Raw genomic sequence first — 20752 nt, 5'->3', positions numbered from 1 at the left:
TTATTCTGGTTGTTAATAGCTTCGGGAAACCACCATGTTGCACATTATTCAATCTAATAAAATGGAAGTATTACAGGCGCAGTTTCATACGTTGTTAAAAACGGCCCCATTGAGCTCCCCGTTTAGCAAAGAAGTTGTATTGGTGCAATCTCCTGGCATGTCACAATGGTTAAAAATTGGTCTTAGTGAAGCACTTGGCGTTGCCGCTCAGGTAGATTTTCCACTTCCATCGAGTTTTATTTGGCAATTGTACCAACAATTTTTGCCTAATGTGCCTAGTGAATCTCCCTATAACAAACAAAATATGACTTGGAAGTTGGTCTCAATATTACCGAGTTGTTTAGATGATGATAAGTATGCTCAACTAAACCAGTATTTAAAAGAAGACAGTGATGGCTTAAAACTGTTTTCTCTGTGTGAAAAAATAGCCGACGTATATGACCAATATCTGATGTATCGTCCGCATTGGATAAGCCAATGGGATAGTGGACGCGATGAGTTAGATGATGTAGACATATCTGTAGCAGCTTGGCAGCCTGATCTTTGGAGGCGCTTGGTTAAGCATACTCAATCATTGGGACAAAGCGATTATCACAGAGCTAATATGCACCAACAACTGCTCAGTGCTCTTGACAATGCTTTAGATGAGCGGCTCTTACCAGAGCGGCTCCTACCAGAGCGGCTCCTACCGGAGCGGATCACCATATTTGGGTTGTCGGCAATGGCGCCTAGTCAATTGGAAGTTTTCCAAACGTTAGCTAAAAAAATTGACGTTCTATTATTTTTTTGCAATCCCAGTGAGCACTACTGGGGAGATTTAGTTGACGAAAAAACACAGTCAAAAATTGCCGCTAAATACATTAAAATGCCTGAGTTGGAAGCGCAAAAAAACCAAGAAGATTATTACTTTGTAGGCAACCCGCTGTTGTCATCGTGGGGCAAGCTTGGTCGCGACTACTTCGAACAGTTAGTACAATTAGATGCTCAGTGGATTGATGGCTTTGTCAGCGATTTTGACGACAGTTTATTAGCTCAAGTACACAGCGAAATATATCAATTAGCATTTAAAGGACGGTCACTAACGCCTGACAAAAGCTGGTTTATCAGTGATGAAGGTAAGCTGACAATTAACCCAGAGGACAGATCTATTCAGTTAGTTGACTGTCACACGCCCTTGCGAGAAGTTGAGTGCTTACACGATCATTTACTGAGGCTGTTTCACGACAACCCAAACTTAACTCCTAAAGACATTATTGTGATGATGCCAGATGTTGGCACTTATAGCCCATACATTGAAGCAGTGTTTGGGGCTGCCAACGCAGAGCGATTTATCCCATATGCATTGGCTGATTTATCAATTGAACAAGAAAAGCCAATTTTAAGCTCGTTTGTTAGTTTAGTTAACTTACCTTTTAGTCGATTTGGTGTATCGGACATATTAGACCTACTTGCTGTGAACCCAATCGCTAGCAAGTTTAAGGTTGAAGAACATGAGTTTTCGCAACTGAAGTATTGGTTAGAGCAGGTAGGGGTTAAATGGGGGTTAGATGCCAAGCATAAAACCGAGCACGACTTGCCAGCATTATCGCTTAACACGTGGCAGCATGGCTTAAACCGTTTGTTATTGGGTATTGCTTCAAGTGACGAACAGGTTGCATTTGCCGATATTTATCCTGCCGATCTAGTTGAAGGTATGGCGGTTAATAGTTTGAGTAAACTGCTGCATTTCGTCAATACATTAGCCAGCTACAAATTGAAGCTGAACAACGACGACCGACTAACTGATAAAGCCCAGTTGCTCAGAGAGATGGTCGCACAGTTTTATGATGCGCAGACGGAACAAAGCTGGGACTTGCTTACTTTAGAGAGTGTCATTGATGATTTGCAAAAACATGATGACAACTTAGATATGCAATCGCCAGTATCGGCTAGAGTGTTAAGCTATTTAGTTAAGCAGGGCGTAAAAGAAAAGGGCGTTGGCCAGCGCTTTTTAGTAGGGCCTGTAAATTTTTGTACATTGATGCCTATGCGTGCCGTCCCCTTTAAAGTTGTGTGCCTGCTGGGTATGAATGATGCAGATTATCCACGCACCGTGCAACCAATCGGTTTTGATTTAGTACCACACTCTAAACGGCAAAAAGGTGACCGGTCACGAAAATTTGACGACCGTTATCTGTTTCTTGAAGCGCTGCTCAGTGCTCGCGAGCATTTTTACATAAGTTATATTGGTCGCTCTTGCTACAATAATGAACCACAAATGCCATCTGTATTGGTCAGTGAGCTATTGGAATATGTTGACCGAAGCTTTAAATATGAAAATATTGAGTCAAAGCCATCTGAGCATTTGCTTCAAAGGGCAACATTACAACCTTTTAACCCAGCTAATTACTGCCCTGACAATAAGTTGCAAAGTTATAACCCAGTATGGCTAGTCGAAAACACAAAGCTTGAGCGGCAACCACCAGCTCCCCTTGATGTTGAGTATGAAAAACACCTCGATATTGGTCAGTTTTTGTTTACTGTACTTGCCCCTCAAAAGGCTTTTTATACGCAAACATTGGGCTTGAGATTAAACGAACAAACTGAACTCAATAAAGATGAAGAACCCTTTGTTCTGGATACCCTTGAACGCTACTTTTACTTGGATGAATTGTTAGCGGCTGAATTAAGAGATGAGCCAATAAACTTAGCACAAATAATGCAACGCGGTAATTTACCGCAAGCGGCGGTAGGCGAAATACAGCTTGCGCGTTTGCAACAACGTGTGCAACCCATGGTAGAGCTGCTAAAGCCTCAAGTTAAGCAACCAAGAGCTCCGCTAGAAGTGCGTTTAGATATTGCTCAGCATACCTTGTTGGGCTGGCTAGATAAGCTCTACGACAACAAACAAATTTTTTATCGCAGTGCCAGTATAAAGGCAAAAGACCGAGTAAAAGGGTTTTTAATGCATTGTATTGCTCAGTGTATGGATGAGCCCGTGCATACCTATATTTACGGGCTTGATGAACAGGTGAGTTTTGCACCGATGGAAAAGTCAAAAGCACACGGCTATTTACAAAAGTGGCTGAGCTTTTACCGAGCGTGTTTAGCCCAACCTATGCCATTTTTTGTCAGCACGGCTTATGAATTAGTCGCAACGGGTGATGCAAATAAAGCGGCTGCTAAGTTTAATGGCGGGCAATATATTGGCTACGGAGAAAGCGAAGATGCGTATGTAGCTTTGAATTTTACAACGCTTGCAGAGGTTATTGAGCCGCTTCAAACGATTAGTCAGGATTTACTGGCAGATATTGTGACTTTAGCTCAGGAGCAGCGATATGCAGATGCTTAATCCACAAGTGATGCCAATCTCGGGTAGCAGCTTGATTGAAGCCAGCGCTGGTACTGGCAAGACCTATACTATCACAGGTTTGTATCTACGCTGTCTACTTGGCTTGCAAATACCCGAACAGCCAAGCGCACCGCTGAGCGTTGAGCAGATCCTAGTGGTTACTTTTACTGAAGCTGCAACGCAAGAAATTAAAGAGCGGGTTAGAGCACGTATTTTGCTCGCGCGCGATGCCTTATTGGGGCAGCCTTGCCAAGACGAGTTAGTCAACCGTGTTCTTGCTCAGGTTGACGACCCTCACAACTCTTTTGTATTGCTAGATTCTGCAGCTAAATCAATTGATGAAGCGGCGATTTTTACCATACATGGTTTTTGTCAAAGGATGCTAAAGCAACATGCTTTTGAGTCTAATGTGGCATTCAATCTTGAGTTTGTTTTAGATGAGTCTGAGCTTGTATTAGAGGCGATTAAAGATCATTGGCGTAGCTTTGTTTATCCGTTGGATAGGGATACCACGCAAGCGGTTATTGAGCACTACAAGAGTCCGCAATCATTGGCTAAAGAAGTAATTAGTATCCTAAATAAAGAGCAGGCGACGATTACCCCACAATTAGATTTGCAAACAGTGCTCGACGCAAGAAAGCAATATCAACAACAGGCGCAAAAATTTAAACAATCATTAATGAGTAGTGACTTTTTTAGCGTGCTTGCGAACTCGGGTTTGGCTAAAAACAAAACACCTGGAAGAGCAGGCAATATTGATGCGTTGATTGCATATTGCCAAAGTGACGATTGGTATTTTGAGTTTGGCAGCGCTAAACATTCTTTTTCAATCTGGGGCGAAGCATCATTATCAAACCCTGCCAACTATAAAAAAGGCGCGGCGCTTATTGAGCACTCCATGACAAGCGAATTTGATATGATGGCCCAATTGCACTCGCAAGTCAGTACCGGGCTAAAAATTGCTATTTTGCAGTACAGCGTGGTTGAGGTACGCCGACTGCTAAGGGCTCACAAGCAGCAACATGGTTTGATTAGTCCGGACGACTTACTACGTCAGCTTTATGAAGCGTTAAAATCAAAGCAAGGTGACATCTTAGTTGATAAAATTGCGCAGTTGTTTCCGGTTGCCATGATAGATGAGTTTCAGGACACCGACCCCGTCCAGTATGGCATCTTTGATACAATTTATGGCACAGAAGGTGGTAGCGCGCTGACCATGATAGGTGACCCTAAACAAGCCATTTACGGTTTTCGTGGAGCTGATATTTTCACATATATTCATGCAAAGCAACAAGTTGAACCGAGCAATCAATATACCTTAGCAACCAATTTCCGCTCAGCCACGGGTGTGGTTGCTGCGGTTAATGCGATATTTTCTAACCATGAGCATAGCTTTATTTTCAACAAGGATATTCCATTTATTTCTGTAACGGCCAATGGCAAGTCGGAAGATAGCCGTTTTTCGTCAAAAGCGTTGGGTGATACAGCATTGCAATTTAGTGTTTACAAAGATGATGCTGCGATAACCAGTAAATCTCAGGCATTACCTATTTTGGCAAAAAACTATGCAAACAAAATTGCGCAGTTACTTATTGACGCGGCTGAAGGTAAGGCGTTGATAGGTAACAAAGCCGTGCAAGCCGGTGATATCTGCGTGTTAGTGCGAGATAGAGGGGAGGCGAGTGTTATCAAATCTGCGCTTGCTCAGTCAGCTATTCCTAGTGTTTATTTGGCTCGGGATAGTATTTTCAGTCAGCCAATCAGTCATGCAATATTAAGCTTTTTAGAAGTACTTCATGGTAAGTACGATGAAGCTGCGTTGCGAGGCGTTTTAGTCAGCCCCTTATTTGCATTGGACTATCAGCAAATATTTCAACTTCGCACTCACGAGCAACAATGGCAGGGGTACCTTGAGCAATTTAGCAAGTTACAAAAGCTGTGGTACAAACAAGGTGCTATGGCGATGTTAGAGCAACTGCTTACACAAAATAACTTGCCTGCGCTTTGGCAAGCACAAGGTTACAATGTAGAGCGTTGGCTTACAGACTATCGCCATTTAGCCGAGCTTTTACAACAAAAGCAAATTGAGCTCGACGGCACGTTACGTGTGTTGCGCTGGTTTGCTACACAAACTCAGCATGCAGCTCAAGATAGTGCTCAGGTTCGATTAGAAAGTGACGCTGACTTGGTAAAAATTGTCACAATGCATGCATCAAAAGGGCTTGAATATCCAATAGTTTATATGCCATTTGCTAATAGTTATCGCGAGGCAAGTGATGTGGTATTTCACCGTGATGGGCAATTGGTGTATTCACTGGATGCCGGAGATGATGAGCTTGCACTTGCACAGCAAGAACGTCTAGCTGAAGATATAAGGCTGCTGTACGTTGCACTCACCCGGGCTATCCATTTTTGTGATATTGGATTATTTAATGTTGCCGCGGGGCGCAGTAAAAAGCCGGGCATAACGCAAACGGCCATTGGCTATGTACTGTTTAGTGCACAGAGCTTCCAATCTCAAGCACAGTGGCATGAGGCTTTACAGTCTTTCTGTGACGAGCATGATGATATTGCACTATGTTGGTTAGCAGAAGACGTCGGTGTGCAGCTTAAAGTGTCAGCAAATAGTCCAGCCCTGCAATCGTTGTCAGTTAAGCCTGTGAGTGCATCTATAGAGAGAAATTGGCGAGCAACAAGTTTTAGCCAATTAAGCTATCACAGTCACACTGATGAAAGACCGCTTGGCGCACTAGATGAGAACCATCAGTTAGATTTGCCAGATCAAGGTGCTCATTCAGTAAACACGCAACTTAGCCCTTATACTTTCCCAAAAGGGGCAAAACCGGGTAGTTGTTTGCATGAAATTTTTGAGCTTATTGATTTTACTTCGCCACACTCTCCAACTAGCAACGAGCAACTTCCTTTGAGCGAAGCAATAGCAAAAAGTCTCAGCAAATATCATATTGATGAACAATGGCAAGTTCCTGTTCAAGATTGGATACAAGGCTGTTTGCAATGCCAGCTTAATGCTGAAAATGCTCTACAGCTAGCCAAGTTAAGGCCAAGTGATTGTTTGGTGGAGATGGAGTTTTATCTGCCATTGGAGCCGCTGAGCGCAACAGAGTTAAATCGTTTGGTGAGTGATATTACCGGTCAGCATAGCCAATTAAGCTTTGATAACGTCAAAGGGCTCTTAAAAGGGTTTATCGACCTGATCTTTGTCTATGAGGGTAAATATTACATTTTGGACTATAAGTCTAATTACCTTGGAGATAGTCCAAACGACTATCAAACTGATAACTTAAAGCTGGCGATGGATGCCCACCAATATCATTTGCAATACATGATCTATTCGGTTGCATTACATCGTTTACTGATCCAACGTATCGCTGATTACCACCCAGATACCCATTTAGGGGGAGTCTATTATTTGTTTTTAAGAGCGCTACCTGATACAGCTGGCGTGTACTTTAATCAATTAAGTACAGAGCAATTGCTTAAGTTGGATGCATTGTTTAGCCAAGGTAGTTTGCTATGAGTCAGTTAGATTTATTTGCCGATACGCCACAGGCCGTCATTGATCACGACGCATATATTGCCGCCTTGCTGGTACACATGCGAGTTCGTCATTCTGATCTTGCTTTAGCAAAGTTATTGAATAATCAGAAAATAGATGACAGTTTTTATGTGATCCTGTTATTGCTTCGTGCCGAACAACAACAACATAGTTGTTTATCGTATGAGGAAATTCAGTGGGCGGATCCTTTTTCACTGGCCATTTACCAGCTAGATGTACCTTTAGCTCCTTGGCAACCCCAAGATGGCAATATTATCTGGCAACAATTATTGCAACACCCTGCCGTAGGCGAAGGTAAACCACTTGTGCTGTTTGCTGATAAGTTGTATTTATCCCGTTTAGCCAGCTATGAAGCTATGTTAGCTGAGCGTTTCTTACAGATGCAACAGCAAGTTATAAAACTGGATGAAGACAAGCTGATACACTTGCTAGACAGCTACTTTCCAGACTCCGAGGATAGCGGTATAGATTGGCAAAAGGTAGCATGTGCCATGGCCGCCAGTAGTGGTTTTTGTGTGATCACCGGTGGGCCTGGTACAGGTAAAACCACAACAGTCACTAAGTTGTTGGCAATTTTGCAATCTTTGTACATTGAAGCGCCCCTCACCGTCAAACTCGTCGCCCCAACAGGTAAAGCTGCTGCTCGGTTAAGTGAATCAATTTTGGGCGCAAAAGCAAAGTTAGGGTTAGCCCCTAAACTGAATGAGCTGATTGTAGATCAAGCACAAACTATTCACCGTTTGCTGGGTGTGATCCCACAAAGTAATCAGTATCGCCACAATCAATTTAACCCGCTGCACTTAGATTTGCTAATTATTGATGAAGCGTCAATGGTTGATTTATCTCTACTTGCTAAACTTGTGCAAGCATTACCCACGCATGCAAGGTTAATTTTATTAGGCGATAAGGACCAACTTGCTTCGGTTGACACCGGTAGTGTGATGAGTGATTTATGCCAAGATTTGGCGCTCAATAAGCAACCCAACTATAGCCAAAGTTTGTGCGATAAACTCAATACATTGTGCTTTGCCAACAAGCCTTTTCTCAAGGTGCAACACAGCGACTTTTTACTGTCTGATAGTATTGCATTTTTACAAAAAAGCCATCGTTTTGATAGCCGAAGTGGCGTTGGGCAGCTAGCTTTAGCGGTAAACAATAATGACACGCAGCTGCTTAATCTAACGTTGACAAAAGGATATAGTGATATCACGTTGTGGGGGCTAAATAACGAGCAATACATAGCGTTAGTCGAGCGAGCGGCCTCACATTACAGTCGTTATTTAACTTTGATGCATAACGGAGCCGATGTAAAAGACATTCACCATGCCTTTTCACAGTATCAATTGCTCGCGGCACTCAGAGAAGGACCTTATGGTGTTGAACAGCTAAATAGGCGCATTGAACAAGCGCTTTATGCTAAACGATTGATTAATCCGATCACACGCCATTATGCAGGTCAGCCAATTATGGTGGTAGAGAATGACTACCAGTTAAAGCTGTTTAATGGTGATATTGGTATATTATTGCCCGATGAACAAGGACAGTTAAAAGCAACCTTTATTGATGAGCAGGGCAGTTTCCGAGCGTTTTATCCCGCGCGTTTACCACGGTATGAGAATGTATACGCCATGACTATTCACAAGTCTCAAGGATCTGAATTTGCGCATACTGCGATGATATTACCACCCATTCAACGAGCTTCAGTTGGTATTAACCGGCAGCTCGTGTATACAGGGATCACGCGAGCCAAACAGCATTTTGAGCTGGTGGCTCAAGAACAAGTATTACTCAATGCAATGAATAGGTCAGTAGCAAGGTGTTCTGGGTTACGTAATAGGTTAATGAAAAATTAACAAGTGGATAATGTTTTGTGTTTCTTACGAACTACTCTATAGTTTTCATGTCGGCTTTAGCTAGAAATATTAACTTAAAGCTTACATTCCCTTAGTGTACCCACTGCCCAGTGGTTCAATTATGCCGCCATAGTTTGATGATTATGGCGGCTTTTTCATGCTTATCGGTCGTTTAAGTAATTTAACGCGAGGTTACTCAGTGTAGATACTCCAACTGCTAAAGCATCTTCATCCACATAAAACAAAGGTGAGTGGTTACTGGCCGCTTCGTTTAGCGGTTTATCTTTTGGTGTAACGCCTAACATCAAAAACAACCCAGGTGTTTCTAATGCATAGTATGAAAAATCTTCAGCACCGGTAATCAGGTCAAGCTCAATTAAATTATCGTTTCCAATGAGTGATTGTAACGTTGGCAACATCTTTTTTGTAAGTTGCGGGTTGTTGATAGTAACAGGATAGCCCGAATTAATTTTTGTGGTTGCTGTTGCTCCTGCTGATTGAGCTACAAGAGAGGTCGTTTTTTCTAGGCGCTGCTTAATGTCTGCACGCATGGTTTGGTCAAACGTTCTGATGGTGCCGATTAGCTCAACTTGATCAGGGATAATATTAGAGCGCACGCCACCGTTTATCGCGCCAAATGACAGCACCGAAGGGGCTTTAGTAACATCAACTTGTCTTGAGGCAATCGTTTGTGCTGACATAATGATCTGCGCGGCGGTAACTATCGGGTCAATGCCACGCCAAGGTCGAGAGCCATGAGTTTGTTTACCCTGAACAATGATTGAAAACGAGTCTTCACTGGCCATCATCGGGCCACTTCTATAACCAATTTGTCCGACTTTCAAGCGGCTGGTTGCGTGTAACCCAAAAATCGCTTCAGGTTTTTGCGCGGCAAATATACCTTCTTTTAGCATTAATTGTGCACCGCCTTCTTCTTCTTCTGGCGCGCCTTCCTCTGCTGGTTGGAAGATAAACATCACTGAACCGGATAGTTGCGACTGCTGTTGTGCTAGCAAAGTTGCAACCCCCATCAAAATAGCAACATGTGTGTCATGACCGCATGCGTGCATAACACCTACTTCTTTCCCGCGATATTCAGCAACTTGCTTTGATGCAAAGGGGAGCGCTACTTGCTCTGTTACAGGCAGTGCATCCATATCAGCACGCAGTGCAATCAACGGGCCTGGCTTGGCTCCAACCAATTTCGCTACCACGCCGGTATGGGCAACACCTGTTTGTACTTCTAGACCAAGTTTACGCAAGTGAGCTGCAATATACTCAGCAGTTTTATATTCTCTATTGCTCAGTTCAGGGTATTGATGCAAATGGCGGCGCCATTTTATAACATCTTGATTAATCGAATCTAAGTTTGAGCTTTGAGCGATATTTGCCCAAGCCAAATTAGTTATAAATAGATGGCTACTAACTAACCACAAAAGAAAAAAGCGCATGTATGTTACCCAGATTATTATTTTGCGGTTAGCCTAACTCAGCGTAGCAGCGGATGCTAATGTTTTAGATAAAGGACAAAATTGACAAAAATTGAGCGATATGGTTTAACTAAATAAAGTAATTACTTTAATTTTGGTGTGTATTGATGACTATGTTGGAACAAAAACTAATAAACTATGCAAAGTACCACAGAGATAGGCGTAACATAGCAACGCACTTTGTGGGGATCCCTTTAATCGTCATTGCCATCGGTCTACTCCTTTATATTCCAATATCCCAATTAAATTCTATGGTATTAACGCCAACCCTGATTGTGGTTCTGTTGTGCAGTGCTTATTACTTGCGTTTAGACTTTCGATTAGGTGCGCTGATGTCGTTATTATTTGCGCTCGTGTATACGGCCGCTAAACAGCTCTATATTGGCTGGCCAGACGACAAGAGTTGGTTTTACTTGTTAGGCGCTGTGCTTTTTGTTTGCGGGTGGATTTTACAGTTTATTGGTCATTATTTTGAAGGGAAAAAGCCTGCTTTTGTTGATGATTTAATTGGGCTAGTTATTGGGCCACTATTTGTTGTCGTTGAAGCATTATTTATGCTCGGATTAATGAAGACGCTGGAGCAGAAAATCATAGCTGTTGCAGGTGAGTATCGCAAAGGCTGAGTGTTTAATACTCAGCCTCTAAAAGGAAGCTTAAAGTGACATGCGCGTCTCTAGTTTGTGCCCCTTGATAATCGTGATATCTTGGCTGTTAAGGCGCAGCTTACCATTTGAAGTCTCAATGAGATAACCAAGCTCAGGATAGGCCTCGCCACCAGCGTCAGTTAACTGTTTTCGCGCCCTGTGGACCATAATATTCATATGGTTCATTTGCACACCTAGCGCTTTGATTAAATCTTCTCGGTAAATCCAGCCTTGTTGCTCTTGCTCTAAACCGTCATCTTTATCTTGAATACGCAAACGAGCGAGCAGCAACAATAAGTAGTGGTGACTGCGAACACCCAAATCAATGGTATTACCATCAAGGTTTACAGACAATTGTGTTGCCTCTTCATCTTGACTGACTGAGAATGAAAGTCCGCATGGTTTCACGCTAGGTAAACGCTCAAGGTGCTTAGTCATTGCGGCAGTACCAGCCGAATAAAAAACCCACTGATTATTAAAGGCATTAACGAGCCCACCATCAATGAGTGCTTGACGATCACTGGTATTGAGATCTTCAAGGAACCAATAATTGAGCATTTGATCATAATAAATAATATGGGTCGGGTTATCGCCATCAGGAAGCAATAGTTGATCTGATATTTCAATTACTTGCTGGTTGTCGCTTTGCGAAACCAGAAATTGGCATTGTGTATTTAAGTTAGCGACTACAAAAGAATTCTGACCTGGGGCGGCAAAATCGAGTTTGTCGTTTTCACATAGTTGGTAGGGTAGATTCTTATCAATTTTTTTATCATTGATCCAAATGCCATTAGTGCTAACGTCGCGGATAAGCCATTTACCTTGGGCAAGCTCGATAATTGCGTGATGACGTGAGACTCCAGGTTGGTCTATCAAAGTGTCAACATTGAACTTATAACGGCCAATCGTATGATAGCTTTTTAGATATACTTTGCTCAGTTTGTGTTCATCAATAAGATAAGCCATATATATGTCCTTACATTACCTTTTGTGTTGTCATCAAGCGTCATTGCTAAGACGATTATTCCATTTATCTGCAGCTTTGCGAATGCTTAAAGATACAAATAGTGTTTGTTAATAGCATAAGCTCTTGTTTTGTCGTTTTTTTGGCCTGAATTTAAATAATAACCCTAACCAATACCACACATTATTGGGCGATTTAACAAAACTACATTTTACAACAATAGTCTAGAGATTTTTATGGCATTAGCCAATTACACAAGATTACAACTATATCCGTAATCCCATCTTGCGCATTATTGCAGAATGAACCATATTTTGAAAACAGCTTATTCGTCTAATTAAAGAGGCTTCAATGAGTGAATTTAAAAAAATGAATACGGTTAAGTTAGAAAACGTATACTCTTTATGTGATCATTACGATTCTCAGCCATTAACCTTATATTCAAGCGCTTTAAAGGTTGTCACCGATTTTACTCGCCGTGCGCCTCAGATGATCCTCAAAGATGTAGATATAGATCATGCGCTTTTCATGATGGTCAATGGTCATGTGCGCTCTAAGCTGGTTATCGACCATGATGATACTTTTTTAGGAGTTGTTAACTCTAGAGATTTAACAGGACGGAAAGTATTAAGTATTGCGCAAAAGCGTAATCAAGCGCGCAGTGATCTTACAGTGGAAGACGTGATGACGAGTAAAAACGACTTGCATGCACTTCCTTTTAGTCTTGTTAAAGAGGCCAAAATAGGTGACGTGTTGGAAACTTTAAAAGAGATAGGGCAACAACATGTACTATTAGTAAGTAAAAATGGTGGTTTGCGAGGGATGATCTCAGCCAGTGATATTGCCAGAGCGTTACATATTCCGGTCAACATTATTCAAAAAGCCCATTCTTTCAAAGAGATATTTGCTATTATTCACGGGCATGAAGAAATGCTCGCATAATGTACGAAGTCATTGGCACAGCATTAATGTCAATGAACAAAGCTGTGCCAAGTAGTTAACTTCAAGTTAGTTAGCCAAGGTTTAAAATATAGTCTAACGCGCCAATAACAGCGGCGACTTGACCATCGATGCAGTTTTGAGGCGTAGCCGATGCACCGTCAGGGTAAACTTCAGTGGTCGTGACGTAAGGCGCTGATGTCATTCCCATACATAAACCCAAAGTTGTCCCATCGTAGTTGATCACGCCAAATTGTTCGACAGGCACGCCAATCAGTTGATTAGATTCATCAGCAGGGGCGATAGGGGTGACGGTTGCAACTTTTTCTATAATAGCTTTTTGAAACGCGGGTTGTGGTTTTTGAGTATGACCAACTAGATAAAATCCATCTGGAATATTCCAATTATGGTTTTGTTTACCGTCTCTTGCAGCAAGAGCTGGTCTAAATTCACTATTATCGGTATCCGTTGTTTCGTGTAAATCAACGTGGCAGACAATGTCGCAGCCTAAGGTATTAATATACGCCATAGCGAGTCGTGACTCTTCAGCTGGGGAGTCTTGATAAAACGATCGATTAGGGTCAATGGCGTTGGGGTTCCATCTGTTGATGGTTTCATAGCCCCATGGGCTGATACAAGGTAGTACGATGACGTTAAAAAAGCGTTGGTAATATTGTGCGTGATGTTTTGCAAAGGCGAGCGCACCATGTACACCACTGGTTTCATAGCCATGCACGCCACCAGTCACTAGCACGGTTGGTTTATGGTCTTGCCACTGTTTGCTTTTCAGCGCATAAAGTGAATATTGATGGGGGTTATAATCTAACCTCCCATATTGTTCAACGTCGAGTTGATCTGACAATGCTTTTATTTGCGATTCGACTTCGTCAGTATAACTGCGTTTTACCTGCTGTTGTTCGAGCCACTGTTTTTTGTGATGGGCTTGCCAAGGGATATTTGCTTCGCCAATAGGATAAAGTTGTGACATAAAAGCCTCAAATAATAGAGCAAAACTCCATCCTATTTGCTTTAGTGAGCAGGTGCAACTTACTGAGCTAAATAACCAAATTCTTTTAGTTTAAGCTCTTGTAGTGTTGAAAATTGGAAGCTTAAAAAGTAGATATTTCGTTCAGGGGTAGACACTTTGGTTATTCTTATACCACAGCATTTTTTAACTTTAATATGACTAATACTCTCAGCTGGGATATACACTTTACGTCCAATTGCGGATACGTAATGAAGGCCGTTGTTACATAAACTGGCTTTACGTTTTCCTGATAGTGCCATTAGTAAATTAACATTAATTGCACCAATGAGTATAAAAGATAGCACCATGGCACTTTTCAGCAAGGCGTTATCATGGTCATGAGTTACAAACATTGATACGGTTAGTAGGCATAAAACTATTGATGCAACAAGGGTGTAGAAGGTTATGTTAATCTGTAGTCTAAGCTCTTTCATGTTAAGGTGTTCCATTTTCTCAATAGGGTAACTGTTTAGTCCGTTTAGAATAATGAAACAAAATGAATAAAATATGGAGGGACAAAAATTTATCATCCGTTTTGATGATGTAAAATGGATGAGCAAAGTTCAGGTTTTGTAAAAATGAAAGAAGGGGCTAGGCATTAAGCCTCAGAACTATGTATTAACTGAACGAGTTCTCTGTGAAGCACTTTATCGTCACCAATGTTTAGCTCAATCAATCTTTTTAAATGGGTCACGCTGTCTAAATCAATTTGACTACAGTGTAAGCCAAGATGATCATGTTCAATGTGTCTTACTTCTACTTCCATAGAGATGGTAATATCACTATCAGGCAGCATAACTTTAATACTTGCCAATTCGTCTTTTAAAGGAACATAACCTTTAGGCAATGTAACAAGTGCACCCTTAAGCGATAAATCAAGCAATTGACAATTATAGTCTCCACTGGCTGTCATTAATAACGCAGGGGTTGAAAATAACACTCGGGTAAATTGTCGGCGCTCTTCCATCATCGTTCCTCTATAACGGGTATGTGTTAAGCATAGTTGCTTATCTTAGTCATTACCAACTATAAAAAAGCCCCGAATTATCGAGGCTTGCGGGCTATATGAGTTAACCTATTTTTTTGTATTTTATACGTTTCGGCTCAGCGGCTTCAGCACCGTAAGTCTTTTTCAACCATTCTTCATATTCTGTGTAGTTACCATCAAAGAAGTTTACCTGACCTTCATCACGATAATCTAAAATATGGGTTGCAATTCGGTCTAAGAACCAACGGTCGTGGGAAATACACATAACACAACCAGGGAACTCTAAAATAGCGTTTTCTAGGGCACGCAGCGTTTCAACGTCTAGATCGTTAGTTGGCTCATCCAGTAGGATCACGTTGCCGCCTGCTTTCAATAGTTTGGCCAAATGTAAACGGTTACGCTCACCACCCGAAAGTTCTTTAACAAACTTCTGCTGATCGTTCCCTTTAAAGTTAAAACGGCCTACGTATGCACGGCTTGGGAACTCAAAGTTACCAATTTTGAGGATGTCTTGGCCGTTAGAAATTTCTTGGAATACCGTATTGTTTTCGTCCATGTTCTCACGGAACTGCTCAACAGTTGCGAGTTCAACAGTATCACCAATAACAATTTCACCGCCTGATGGTTGTTCTTGACCACTTAACATTTTGAAAAGTGTAGACTTACCAGCACCGTTTGCACCAATAATACCGACAATTGCCCCTTTTGGTACATTGAAACTTAGGTCATCGATAAGGACGCGATCACCAAAGCTTTTGTTTAGGTTATTCACTTCAATAACTTTGTCACCTAAACGAGGACCCGGTGGAATAAACAGCTCATTAGTTTCATTACGTTTTTGATAGTCAGACTGCTGCATTTCGGTAAATTGAGCCATACGCGCTTTCGATTTTGCCTGACGGCCTTTTGGATTTGAACGAACCCATTCAAGTTCTTTCTCAATCGATTTTTGGCGTGCTTTTTCTGACTTTTCTTCTTGTTTCAAACGCGCGTCTTTTTGCTCAAGCCAAGACGAGTAGTTACCTTCCCATGGAATACCATGGCCGCGGTCAAGTTCTAAAATCCAACCAGCTACATTATCTAAGAAGTAACGGTCGTGGGTGATTGCCACAACAGTGCCTTCATAGTCATGTAAGAATCGCTCAAGCCAAGCGACAGATTCAGCATCCAAGTGGTTCGTTGGTTCGTCCAGTAACAGCATATCTGGTTTTTCAAGCAACAAACGACAGATTGCAACGCGACGACGTTCACCTCCTGATAAATGTTCAATTTTTGCATCCCACTCAGGTAGACGAAGAGCATCTGCAGCACGTTCTAAAACATTATCAATATTATGACCATCATGTGCTTGAATAATCGCTTCCAACTGACCTTGCTCTTTTGCAAGCGCATCAAAGTCAGCGTCTTCCATCGCATACTCTGCATAAACTTCATCAAGACGCGCTAAAGCGTTTTTAACTTCACTAACGGCTTCTTCAACTGTTTCACGAACGGTTTTACTTTCGTCTAGAACAGGTTCTTGTGGCAGGTAGCCTATCTTGGTACCAGGTTGCGGGCGCGCTTCACCTTCAAATTCTTTATCAATACCCGCCATGATGCGTAATAAAGTAGATTTACCCGCACCATTTAGGCCAAGAACACCGATTTTGGCACCTGGGAAAAAACACAGAGAGATATCTTTTAAGATGGTTCTTTTAGGCGGCACAACTTTGCTCACCCGCGACATTGTATAAATATATTGAGCCATGAGGTTCCAATTCTAATTATTTAGTTTGGCGTTATTTTAGTGAAAGCGCAGCGATGGGGCAATGTTTTAGCGTAATTACTATTACTAAGGTATGAGCTTACTAATAACTTTATAATACAACCTTATTATTTAACAAATGTGTATGAGTTGTGCTTTTATTGCTCACTTTCATTCTAACCTAGTGAAAAGCCATAACTTTATAATTATAGGTCATTTTTGACCTGTTTCAGGGTCAGGAAAACGGTAATATTAGCTTACATTGAGAACAATTGTTTAGAGAAATTGTAAATAATCCCAAATCAAGCTAAACGGCTTGGTTTGTCTGCTCTTTATGCGCTTAGGGATTTTTTGCCAATAGCACGTGATTGGTTAAGTGAGCTTTACGGAAAAGGGCTTATTTAAAGTCAGTCGTTAAGTTGAAGTTTGGCTATCACTCAATTGTACAGCTTTGCCGTATGTACCTGTTTTTGGGTCGATCCATAAAAACTTTAAAGCGTCTTCGGCAGTCATAAATTAATTAAGAAATTAAAAGGAAATGCAATGACTCAATCACCAGTTAACTCTGCGCGAATTTTTACCTCAAGAAAAACCCCTAGGGGTGGTGAAATACTGCGCTTCGCTCGCCGCTTGAGGGGGTTTACACAGGCTGAATCGGCAGCCAGTTATGGGATTGAAGAGCGAACGCTCAGACGTTGGGAAAACAGAGAGTTTGACCCCCGTTGGAATGACGTTATCAGCCTAGTTGAAGACGTATATTTACTCGATATTTTAGATGTAATTGGAAAGATTAATCATGACGACTCACATAACGATTAAGCAAGTTCGTAGTGCACTTAAACGCTGGGGCAACTTTTGGAAAGCCAGAGAATTCGGTAAAGGTTTTAAAAGCACTTCTATCAGTGAATCGTTTGGTAGACCGACAGGGGGATTTGCAGGTGCAGAGTCTATGTCTGTACCAACCGAAATCGAGTTAATCACCCAACTCATTGCGGCACTTAGACCAGAGTGTATAAGGGCAATTCGTGCTCGTTATTTGATGACAGGCACTTTGGCTGATGCGGCAAAATTGGTTGGGTTTGACTCAAAACGTTCAGCAGAGTTTTGGCTCGTTAAAGCTGAGCGCAGTTTGTTGGCTGAGTTTTCGGCCAACCTTAATAGTGTATAAGGGGTAACTATGTCGCTGATGATCACGGTCGAACAGATCAAAAAGCACGAAGGGTACAAACAGTACCCTTATTATTGTACGGGAGGTAAGCTTACCATTGGCTATGGGCGAAACCTAGATGATAACGGCGTTGATGAGGAAGAAGCAGAGCAGCTGCTTGCTCATGATGTGCAAGAGGCAAAAGCGGGCGTAAAGCGCCGTATTGATGTCGGCAAATGCAATGAAGCACGTCTAGCTGTACTTATCAATATGGCATTCAATCTTGGCATTAATGGCTTAATGGGCTTTAAGAAAATGATCAAGCACATTGAAAATGGCAATTATGAGCAAGCCGCATTAGAGATGCTTAACAGCCGCTGGGCAAATCAAGTGCCAAATCGAGCCAATGAGCTTGCTAAGCAGATGCTCACAGGGGAATGGCAATGATGGGGTTGCTGGCTAAGTTATTTAGCACAACCAGTCAAGATCCTATCCAAACAGTGGGCAATATTTTAGATGAACTATTTACAAGTGAAGAAGAAGTCCTAAAGCAAGATTTACTCAAGGCAAGACTCGTCGCCAAATCTGCACAGGTGCAAGCACAAATTAATGCGTTAAGTGCGTCTCATCGCAGTGTGTTTGTTGCCGGCGCGCGACCATTTTTGCTCTGGGTTTGTGGGTTTGGCTTTTTGTTCTCTTTTGTGGTGAATCCGATTTTGCAATGGTTGTGGCCAGAAGTTGGCGCACCAGAACTCCCACTAGAAGTCATGCTTGAGCTAACTTTAGGCATGTTAGGGCTCGCGGGGTTACGAACGGTTGAAAAAATCAAAGGGGTCGCTAAATGAGTCAACCAGAGCATTGGCAAATGAAGAAGGAGCTCAATTTAGCCCATATTATTACAACGGTAACATTGCTGGTATCAGGGATCCTCTATTTAGGGGATTTAGATAAACGGATCACAACCAATTCGCAAGAATTAAACCATCTAAAGCAAATCCGCAATGAAGACCAAAAACGCATTGAAAAACGCTTAGATTCTATCGATAAAAAGCTCGATACTCTGCTTGGTAGCAATCTTCGCAGCGAATAAACAACACACCAAACACCAAACACCACCACTAAACATCATTTATTAATCTTATTGTGTGTACTTCAATGAACACGCGGCACCTAGTTATACCCAAAAGGAGTTACTTGTGAACAATGCAATTGAGCTATCACGCTTGGCGGTGCCAGATGTGATTGAAAATTTAGATTACCAAGCAATCTATCAGCAAATGTACGATTCATTGCTCGATGAACTACCGGATTATACGCCGTTGGTGTCTGACCCTGCCGTTAAATTGTTAGAAATTGCGGCTACAAGAGAATTATTACTTCGTCAACGTATCAATGATGCGGCTCGTTCAGTGATGGTAGCTTACGCAAAAGGTAAAGACCTAGATCATTTAGGTCGCTTATTTGGGGTTGAGCGCTCACAAAATGAAGACGATGAGCGATACCGTCAGCGTATTCCACTGTCTTTAGAGAGTTATAGTATGGCGGGCACCATGGGCGCTTATGAATACCAAACCATGGCGGCTAGCCAAGATGTAAAAGATGTTTATGTGTATTCATCTATGCCAGGGGTTGTGGATGTAAAAGTGTTACCACAACAAGGCGTCGACCCAATTGAGGTGATAAGCCAAGTTAGAGCGCATTTAAATAATGACGACATTAGGCCATTAACTGACTTGGTAAAAGTGCATAACGTTGAGCCAAAGACCTACCAGATCAATGCACAAGTTTATTTAAACGAGTTAGCGGATAAAACGCAGGTCAGTGAACAAATCAACCGCAAGTTAAAGACCTTTATTAGTGAGCATTACAAACTAGGGCAAGAAATACCCCATTCTGGAATTATCGACATGTTGCATCAGGCAGGCGTTCGTAAAGTAAAGCTTTTTGAACCTGTGGATGATCTTCCTTGCGGTATTGATGAAGCGGCAGTGGCTGATGCAATCAACATTGAATACTTGTAGGAGCAGCGCATGTCTAACACCAAACAAGACTTTAAGTCTTTATTAGCGCCAAATGCCAGCAAGTTTGAACAAGCGCATGAGCGAGCGACCTACTTTGATGATGTAAAACCGATACCTGATTATGTTGCAAAGCACTGGCACCCTGATACTTGTCCTGAAAAATTATTGCCTTGGTTAGCATGGAGTTTGTCAGTTGATGATTGGGATGAGCAGTGGCCAGTAGAGGCAAAACGTGCGCTGATCAAAAACTCAGTGGCCATTCATAAGCACAAAGGCACGGTAGGCGCAGTTAAACGCGCACTGAAGTCTTTGGGTGTCGTTATCGAATTTTTTGAATGGTTTGAGGATGTAGATAACACTGCTTTGATACCAGTACATAGCAAAGAGCCAAATACCTTTACCTTTATCACTTGGGCTAATGAGCAGGTATACACCAGTCAGCAAGTCGCGCTATCTGACGCGCTTTATAAAGCAATTAACCGAGTGACCAACCAGACCAAGCCACAGCGAGCGCACTTTAACTTTTTAGTTGGCGCTAAGCTAGATTTAGGTATCACGGTTGCAACCACCAGTAGTGGCTTGCAGGTAGGGCGAATTAACTACAATACCTTGCCTGCTAAGGCTGCCCCCAGCGAAATAACGGCAGGTTTAACGGTCAGTAGCCACGGGCGCTACGCTGTAAATCGTCAGCGAGGGGCAACAAAGGCGGTTGACGCAAGATTACAAGATACCGTGGCGCTTGGCGTACATTTGAATAATCAGCGCCATACGGTAGGGCGATTTTATATGACGAGCGACCAAAAGCTGCCAGCGGGTTGCTACTACTTGCAATCACAGCTTGCAGCAGGTTGTCATTTTAGTAACCGGCGCATCAGCGTTGGGCGCTTTTATCTATATCCAAACAAGTAGTTACCTCTCGGCAATCGCTTTTTGGTTTACCCACACATTGCCCAGCGGCTTTCAAATTAGGTGTAAGTTACCACAGTGCATGCCGTGTAACTGCTTTTATTTCTATTGAAACAAGGAG

General features: G+C 42.2%; 18 protein-coding genes. 12 read left to right on the top strand and 6 right to left on the bottom strand.

Features of this window, described 5'->3' with window-relative positions:
* Window positions 1-34 precede the first annotated feature (34 nt).
* The 3 genes from recC to recD are packed head-to-tail and all read left to right on the top strand — an operon-like array spanning window position 35 to window position 8761.
* Window positions 35-3331, top strand: a complete 3297-nt coding sequence (gene recC, locus HG263_RS03160; RefSeq protein ID WP_171624615.1) for an exodeoxyribonuclease V subunit gamma — start codon at window positions 35-37, stop codon at window positions 3329-3331.
* Window positions 3318-6869, top strand: coding sequence for an exodeoxyribonuclease V subunit beta (gene recB / locus HG263_RS03155; protein ID WP_171624614.1), 3552 nt, complete (start codon window positions 3318-3320; stop codon window positions 6867-6869). Before recC ends, recB begins: the two co-directional genes overlap by 14 nt.
* Window positions 6866-8761 carry an exodeoxyribonuclease V subunit alpha gene (gene recD / locus HG263_RS03150; RefSeq protein WP_171624613.1) on the top strand — a complete coding sequence of 632 codons (1896 nt, stop codon included), beginning with the start codon at window positions 6866-6868 and terminating at the stop codon, window positions 8759-8761. The genes recB and recD overlap by 4 nt, the downstream gene beginning before the upstream one ends.
* Before the next feature lie 161 nt (window positions 8762-8922).
* Here the strand turns inward: recD and HG263_RS03145 are convergent, their stop codons facing one another.
* Window positions 8923-10212 (bottom strand): amidohydrolase, encoded by a 1290-nt coding sequence (locus tag HG263_RS03145; protein ID WP_171624612.1) that lies wholly within the window; start codon window positions 10210-10212, stop codon window positions 8923-8925.
* Window positions 10213-10358: 146 nt separating this feature from the next.
* Between HG263_RS03145 and HG263_RS03140 the strand changes: the two genes are divergently transcribed.
* Window positions 10359-10874, top strand: a complete 516-nt coding sequence (locus tag HG263_RS03140) for an Mpo1 family 2-hydroxy fatty acid dioxygenase (RefSeq protein WP_171624611.1) — start codon at window positions 10359-10361, stop codon at window positions 10872-10874.
* 30 nt (window positions 10875-10904) lie between these two features.
* Here HG263_RS03140 and HG263_RS03135 read toward each other — a convergent pair whose 3' ends face one another.
* Window positions 10905-11861 carry an FHA domain-containing protein gene (locus HG263_RS03135; protein ID WP_171624610.1) on the bottom strand — a complete coding sequence of 319 codons (957 nt, stop codon included), beginning with the start codon at window positions 11859-11861 and terminating at the stop codon, window positions 10905-10907.
* Window positions 11862-12210: 349 nt separating this feature from the next.
* On the opposite strand from HG263_RS03135, the gene HG263_RS03130 reads away from it, so the two are divergent.
* A complete protein-coding gene (locus HG263_RS03130; RefSeq protein WP_171624609.1) occupies window positions 12211-12801 on the top strand; it encodes a CBS domain-containing protein in 591 nt (196 codons plus the stop codon).
* Window positions 12802-12871: 70 nt separating this feature from the next.
* On the opposite strand, the gene HG263_RS03125 is transcribed toward HG263_RS03130, so the two are convergent.
* The 4 genes from HG263_RS03125 to ettA all read right to left on the bottom strand — a co-directional run bounded on the left by HG263_RS03125 (window position 12872) and on the right by ettA (window position 16560).
* On the bottom strand, window positions 12872-13786 hold the full coding sequence (locus tag HG263_RS03125; RefSeq protein ID WP_171624608.1) for a M14 family metallopeptidase: 915 nt from the start codon (window positions 13784-13786) through the stop codon (window positions 12872-12874).
* A gap of 59 nt (window positions 13787-13845) precedes the next feature.
* Window positions 13846-14259, bottom strand: coding sequence for a hypothetical protein (locus HG263_RS03120; RefSeq protein WP_171624607.1), 414 nt, complete (start codon window positions 14257-14259; stop codon window positions 13846-13848).
* Window positions 14260-14423: 164 nt separating this feature from the next.
* Window positions 14424-14792, bottom strand: a complete 369-nt coding sequence (locus tag HG263_RS03115) for a PilZ domain-containing protein (protein WP_171624907.1) — start codon at window positions 14790-14792, stop codon at window positions 14424-14426.
* 103 nt (window positions 14793-14895) lie between these two features.
* Window positions 14896-16560, bottom strand: coding sequence for an energy-dependent translational throttle protein EttA (ettA, locus tag HG263_RS03110; RefSeq protein ID WP_171624606.1), 1665 nt, complete (start codon window positions 16558-16560; stop codon window positions 14896-14898).
* A gap of 540 nt (window positions 16561-17100) precedes the next feature.
* Here ettA and HG263_RS03105 point away from each other — a divergent pair.
* The 7 genes from HG263_RS03105 (at window position 17101) to HG263_RS03075 (ending at window position 20634) form a co-directional block, all read left to right on the top strand.
* Window positions 17101-17376, top strand: coding sequence for a helix-turn-helix domain-containing protein (locus HG263_RS03105; protein ID WP_171624605.1), 276 nt, complete (start codon window positions 17101-17103; stop codon window positions 17374-17376).
* Window positions 17354-17725 carry a hypothetical protein gene (locus HG263_RS03100; protein WP_171624604.1) on the top strand — a complete coding sequence of 124 codons (372 nt, stop codon included), beginning with the start codon at window positions 17354-17356 and terminating at the stop codon, window positions 17723-17725. Before HG263_RS03105 ends, HG263_RS03100 begins: the two co-directional genes overlap by 23 nt.
* 9 nt (window positions 17726-17734) lie before the next feature.
* A complete protein-coding gene (locus tag HG263_RS03095; protein ID WP_171624603.1) occupies window positions 17735-18151 on the top strand; it encodes a glycoside hydrolase family protein in 417 nt (138 codons plus the stop codon).
* Complete coding sequence (locus HG263_RS03090; protein ID WP_171624906.1) at window positions 18151-18549, top strand: 3TM-type holin; 399 nt, start codon at window positions 18151-18153, stop codon at window positions 18547-18549. The genes HG263_RS03095 and HG263_RS03090 overlap by 1 nt, the downstream gene beginning before the upstream one ends.
* Window positions 18546-18794, top strand: a complete 249-nt coding sequence (locus HG263_RS03085) for a hypothetical protein (RefSeq protein ID WP_171624602.1) — start codon at window positions 18546-18548, stop codon at window positions 18792-18794. The genes HG263_RS03090 and HG263_RS03085 overlap by 4 nt, the downstream gene beginning before the upstream one ends.
* A 106-nt stretch (window positions 18795-18900) precedes the next feature.
* Window positions 18901-19725: a baseplate J/gp47 family protein gene (locus tag HG263_RS03080; protein WP_171624601.1), complete on the top strand. Its 825-nt coding sequence runs from the start codon at window positions 18901-18903 to the stop codon at window positions 19723-19725.
* A gap of 9 nt (window positions 19726-19734) precedes the next feature.
* Window positions 19735-20634, top strand: coding sequence for a phage tail protein I (locus HG263_RS03075; RefSeq protein ID WP_171624600.1), 900 nt, complete (start codon window positions 19735-19737; stop codon window positions 20632-20634).
* Window positions 20635-20752 lie beyond the last annotated feature (118 nt).

This window comes from Pseudoalteromonas caenipelagi (assembly GCF_013140855.1).
GTDB lineage: Bacteria > Pseudomonadota > Gammaproteobacteria > Enterobacterales > Alteromonadaceae > Pseudoalteromonas > Pseudoalteromonas caenipelagi.
The sequence above is the reverse complement of the archived record's forward strand: the minus strand, read 5'-3'. Positions and strand labels throughout refer to the sequence as shown.

Coding starts and splice junctions, on each gene's coding strand:
- recC (WP_171624615.1), top strand. CDS start 35: ATGTTGCACATTATTCAATCTAATAAAATGGAAGTATTACAGGCGCAG.
- recB (WP_171624614.1), top strand. CDS start 3,318: ATGCAGATGCTTAATCCACAAGTGATGCCAATCTCGGGTAGCAGCTTG.
- recD (WP_171624613.1), top strand. CDS start 6,866: ATGAGTCAGTTAGATTTATTTGCCGATACGCCACAGGCCGTCATTGAT.
- HG263_RS03145 (WP_171624612.1), bottom strand. CDS start 10,212: ATGCGCTTTTTTCTTTTGTGGTTAGTTAGTAGCCATCTATTTATAACT.
- HG263_RS03140 (WP_171624611.1), top strand. CDS start 10,359: ATGACTATGTTGGAACAAAAACTAATAAACTATGCAAAGTACCACAGA.
- HG263_RS03135 (WP_171624610.1), bottom strand. CDS start 11,861: ATGGCTTATCTTATTGATGAACACAAACTGAGCAAAGTATATCTAAAA.
- HG263_RS03130 (WP_171624609.1), top strand. CDS start 12,211: ATGAGTGAATTTAAAAAAATGAATACGGTTAAGTTAGAAAACGTATAC.
- HG263_RS03125 (WP_171624608.1), bottom strand. CDS start 13,786: ATGTCACAACTTTATCCTATTGGCGAAGCAAATATCCCTTGGCAAGCC.
- HG263_RS03120 (WP_171624607.1), bottom strand. CDS start 14,259: ATGAAAGAGCTTAGACTACAGATTAACATAACCTTCTACACCCTTGTT.
- HG263_RS03115 (WP_171624907.1), bottom strand. CDS start 14,792: ATGGAAGAGCGCCGACAATTTACCCGAGTGTTATTTTCAACCCCTGCG.
- ettA (WP_171624606.1), bottom strand. CDS start 16,560: ATGGCTCAATATATTTATACAATGTCGCGGGTGAGCAAAGTTGTGCCG.
- HG263_RS03105 (WP_171624605.1), top strand. CDS start 17,101: ATGACTCAATCACCAGTTAACTCTGCGCGAATTTTTACCTCAAGAAAA.
- HG263_RS03100 (WP_171624604.1), top strand. CDS start 17,354: ATGACGACTCACATAACGATTAAGCAAGTTCGTAGTGCACTTAAACGC.
- HG263_RS03095 (WP_171624603.1), top strand. CDS start 17,735: ATGTCGCTGATGATCACGGTCGAACAGATCAAAAAGCACGAAGGGTAC.
- HG263_RS03090 (WP_171624906.1), top strand. CDS start 18,151: ATGGGGTTGCTGGCTAAGTTATTTAGCACAACCAGTCAAGATCCTATC.
- HG263_RS03085 (WP_171624602.1), top strand. CDS start 18,546: ATGAGTCAACCAGAGCATTGGCAAATGAAGAAGGAGCTCAATTTAGCC.
- HG263_RS03075 (WP_171624600.1), top strand. CDS start 19,735: ATGTCTAACACCAAACAAGACTTTAAGTCTTTATTAGCGCCAAATGCC.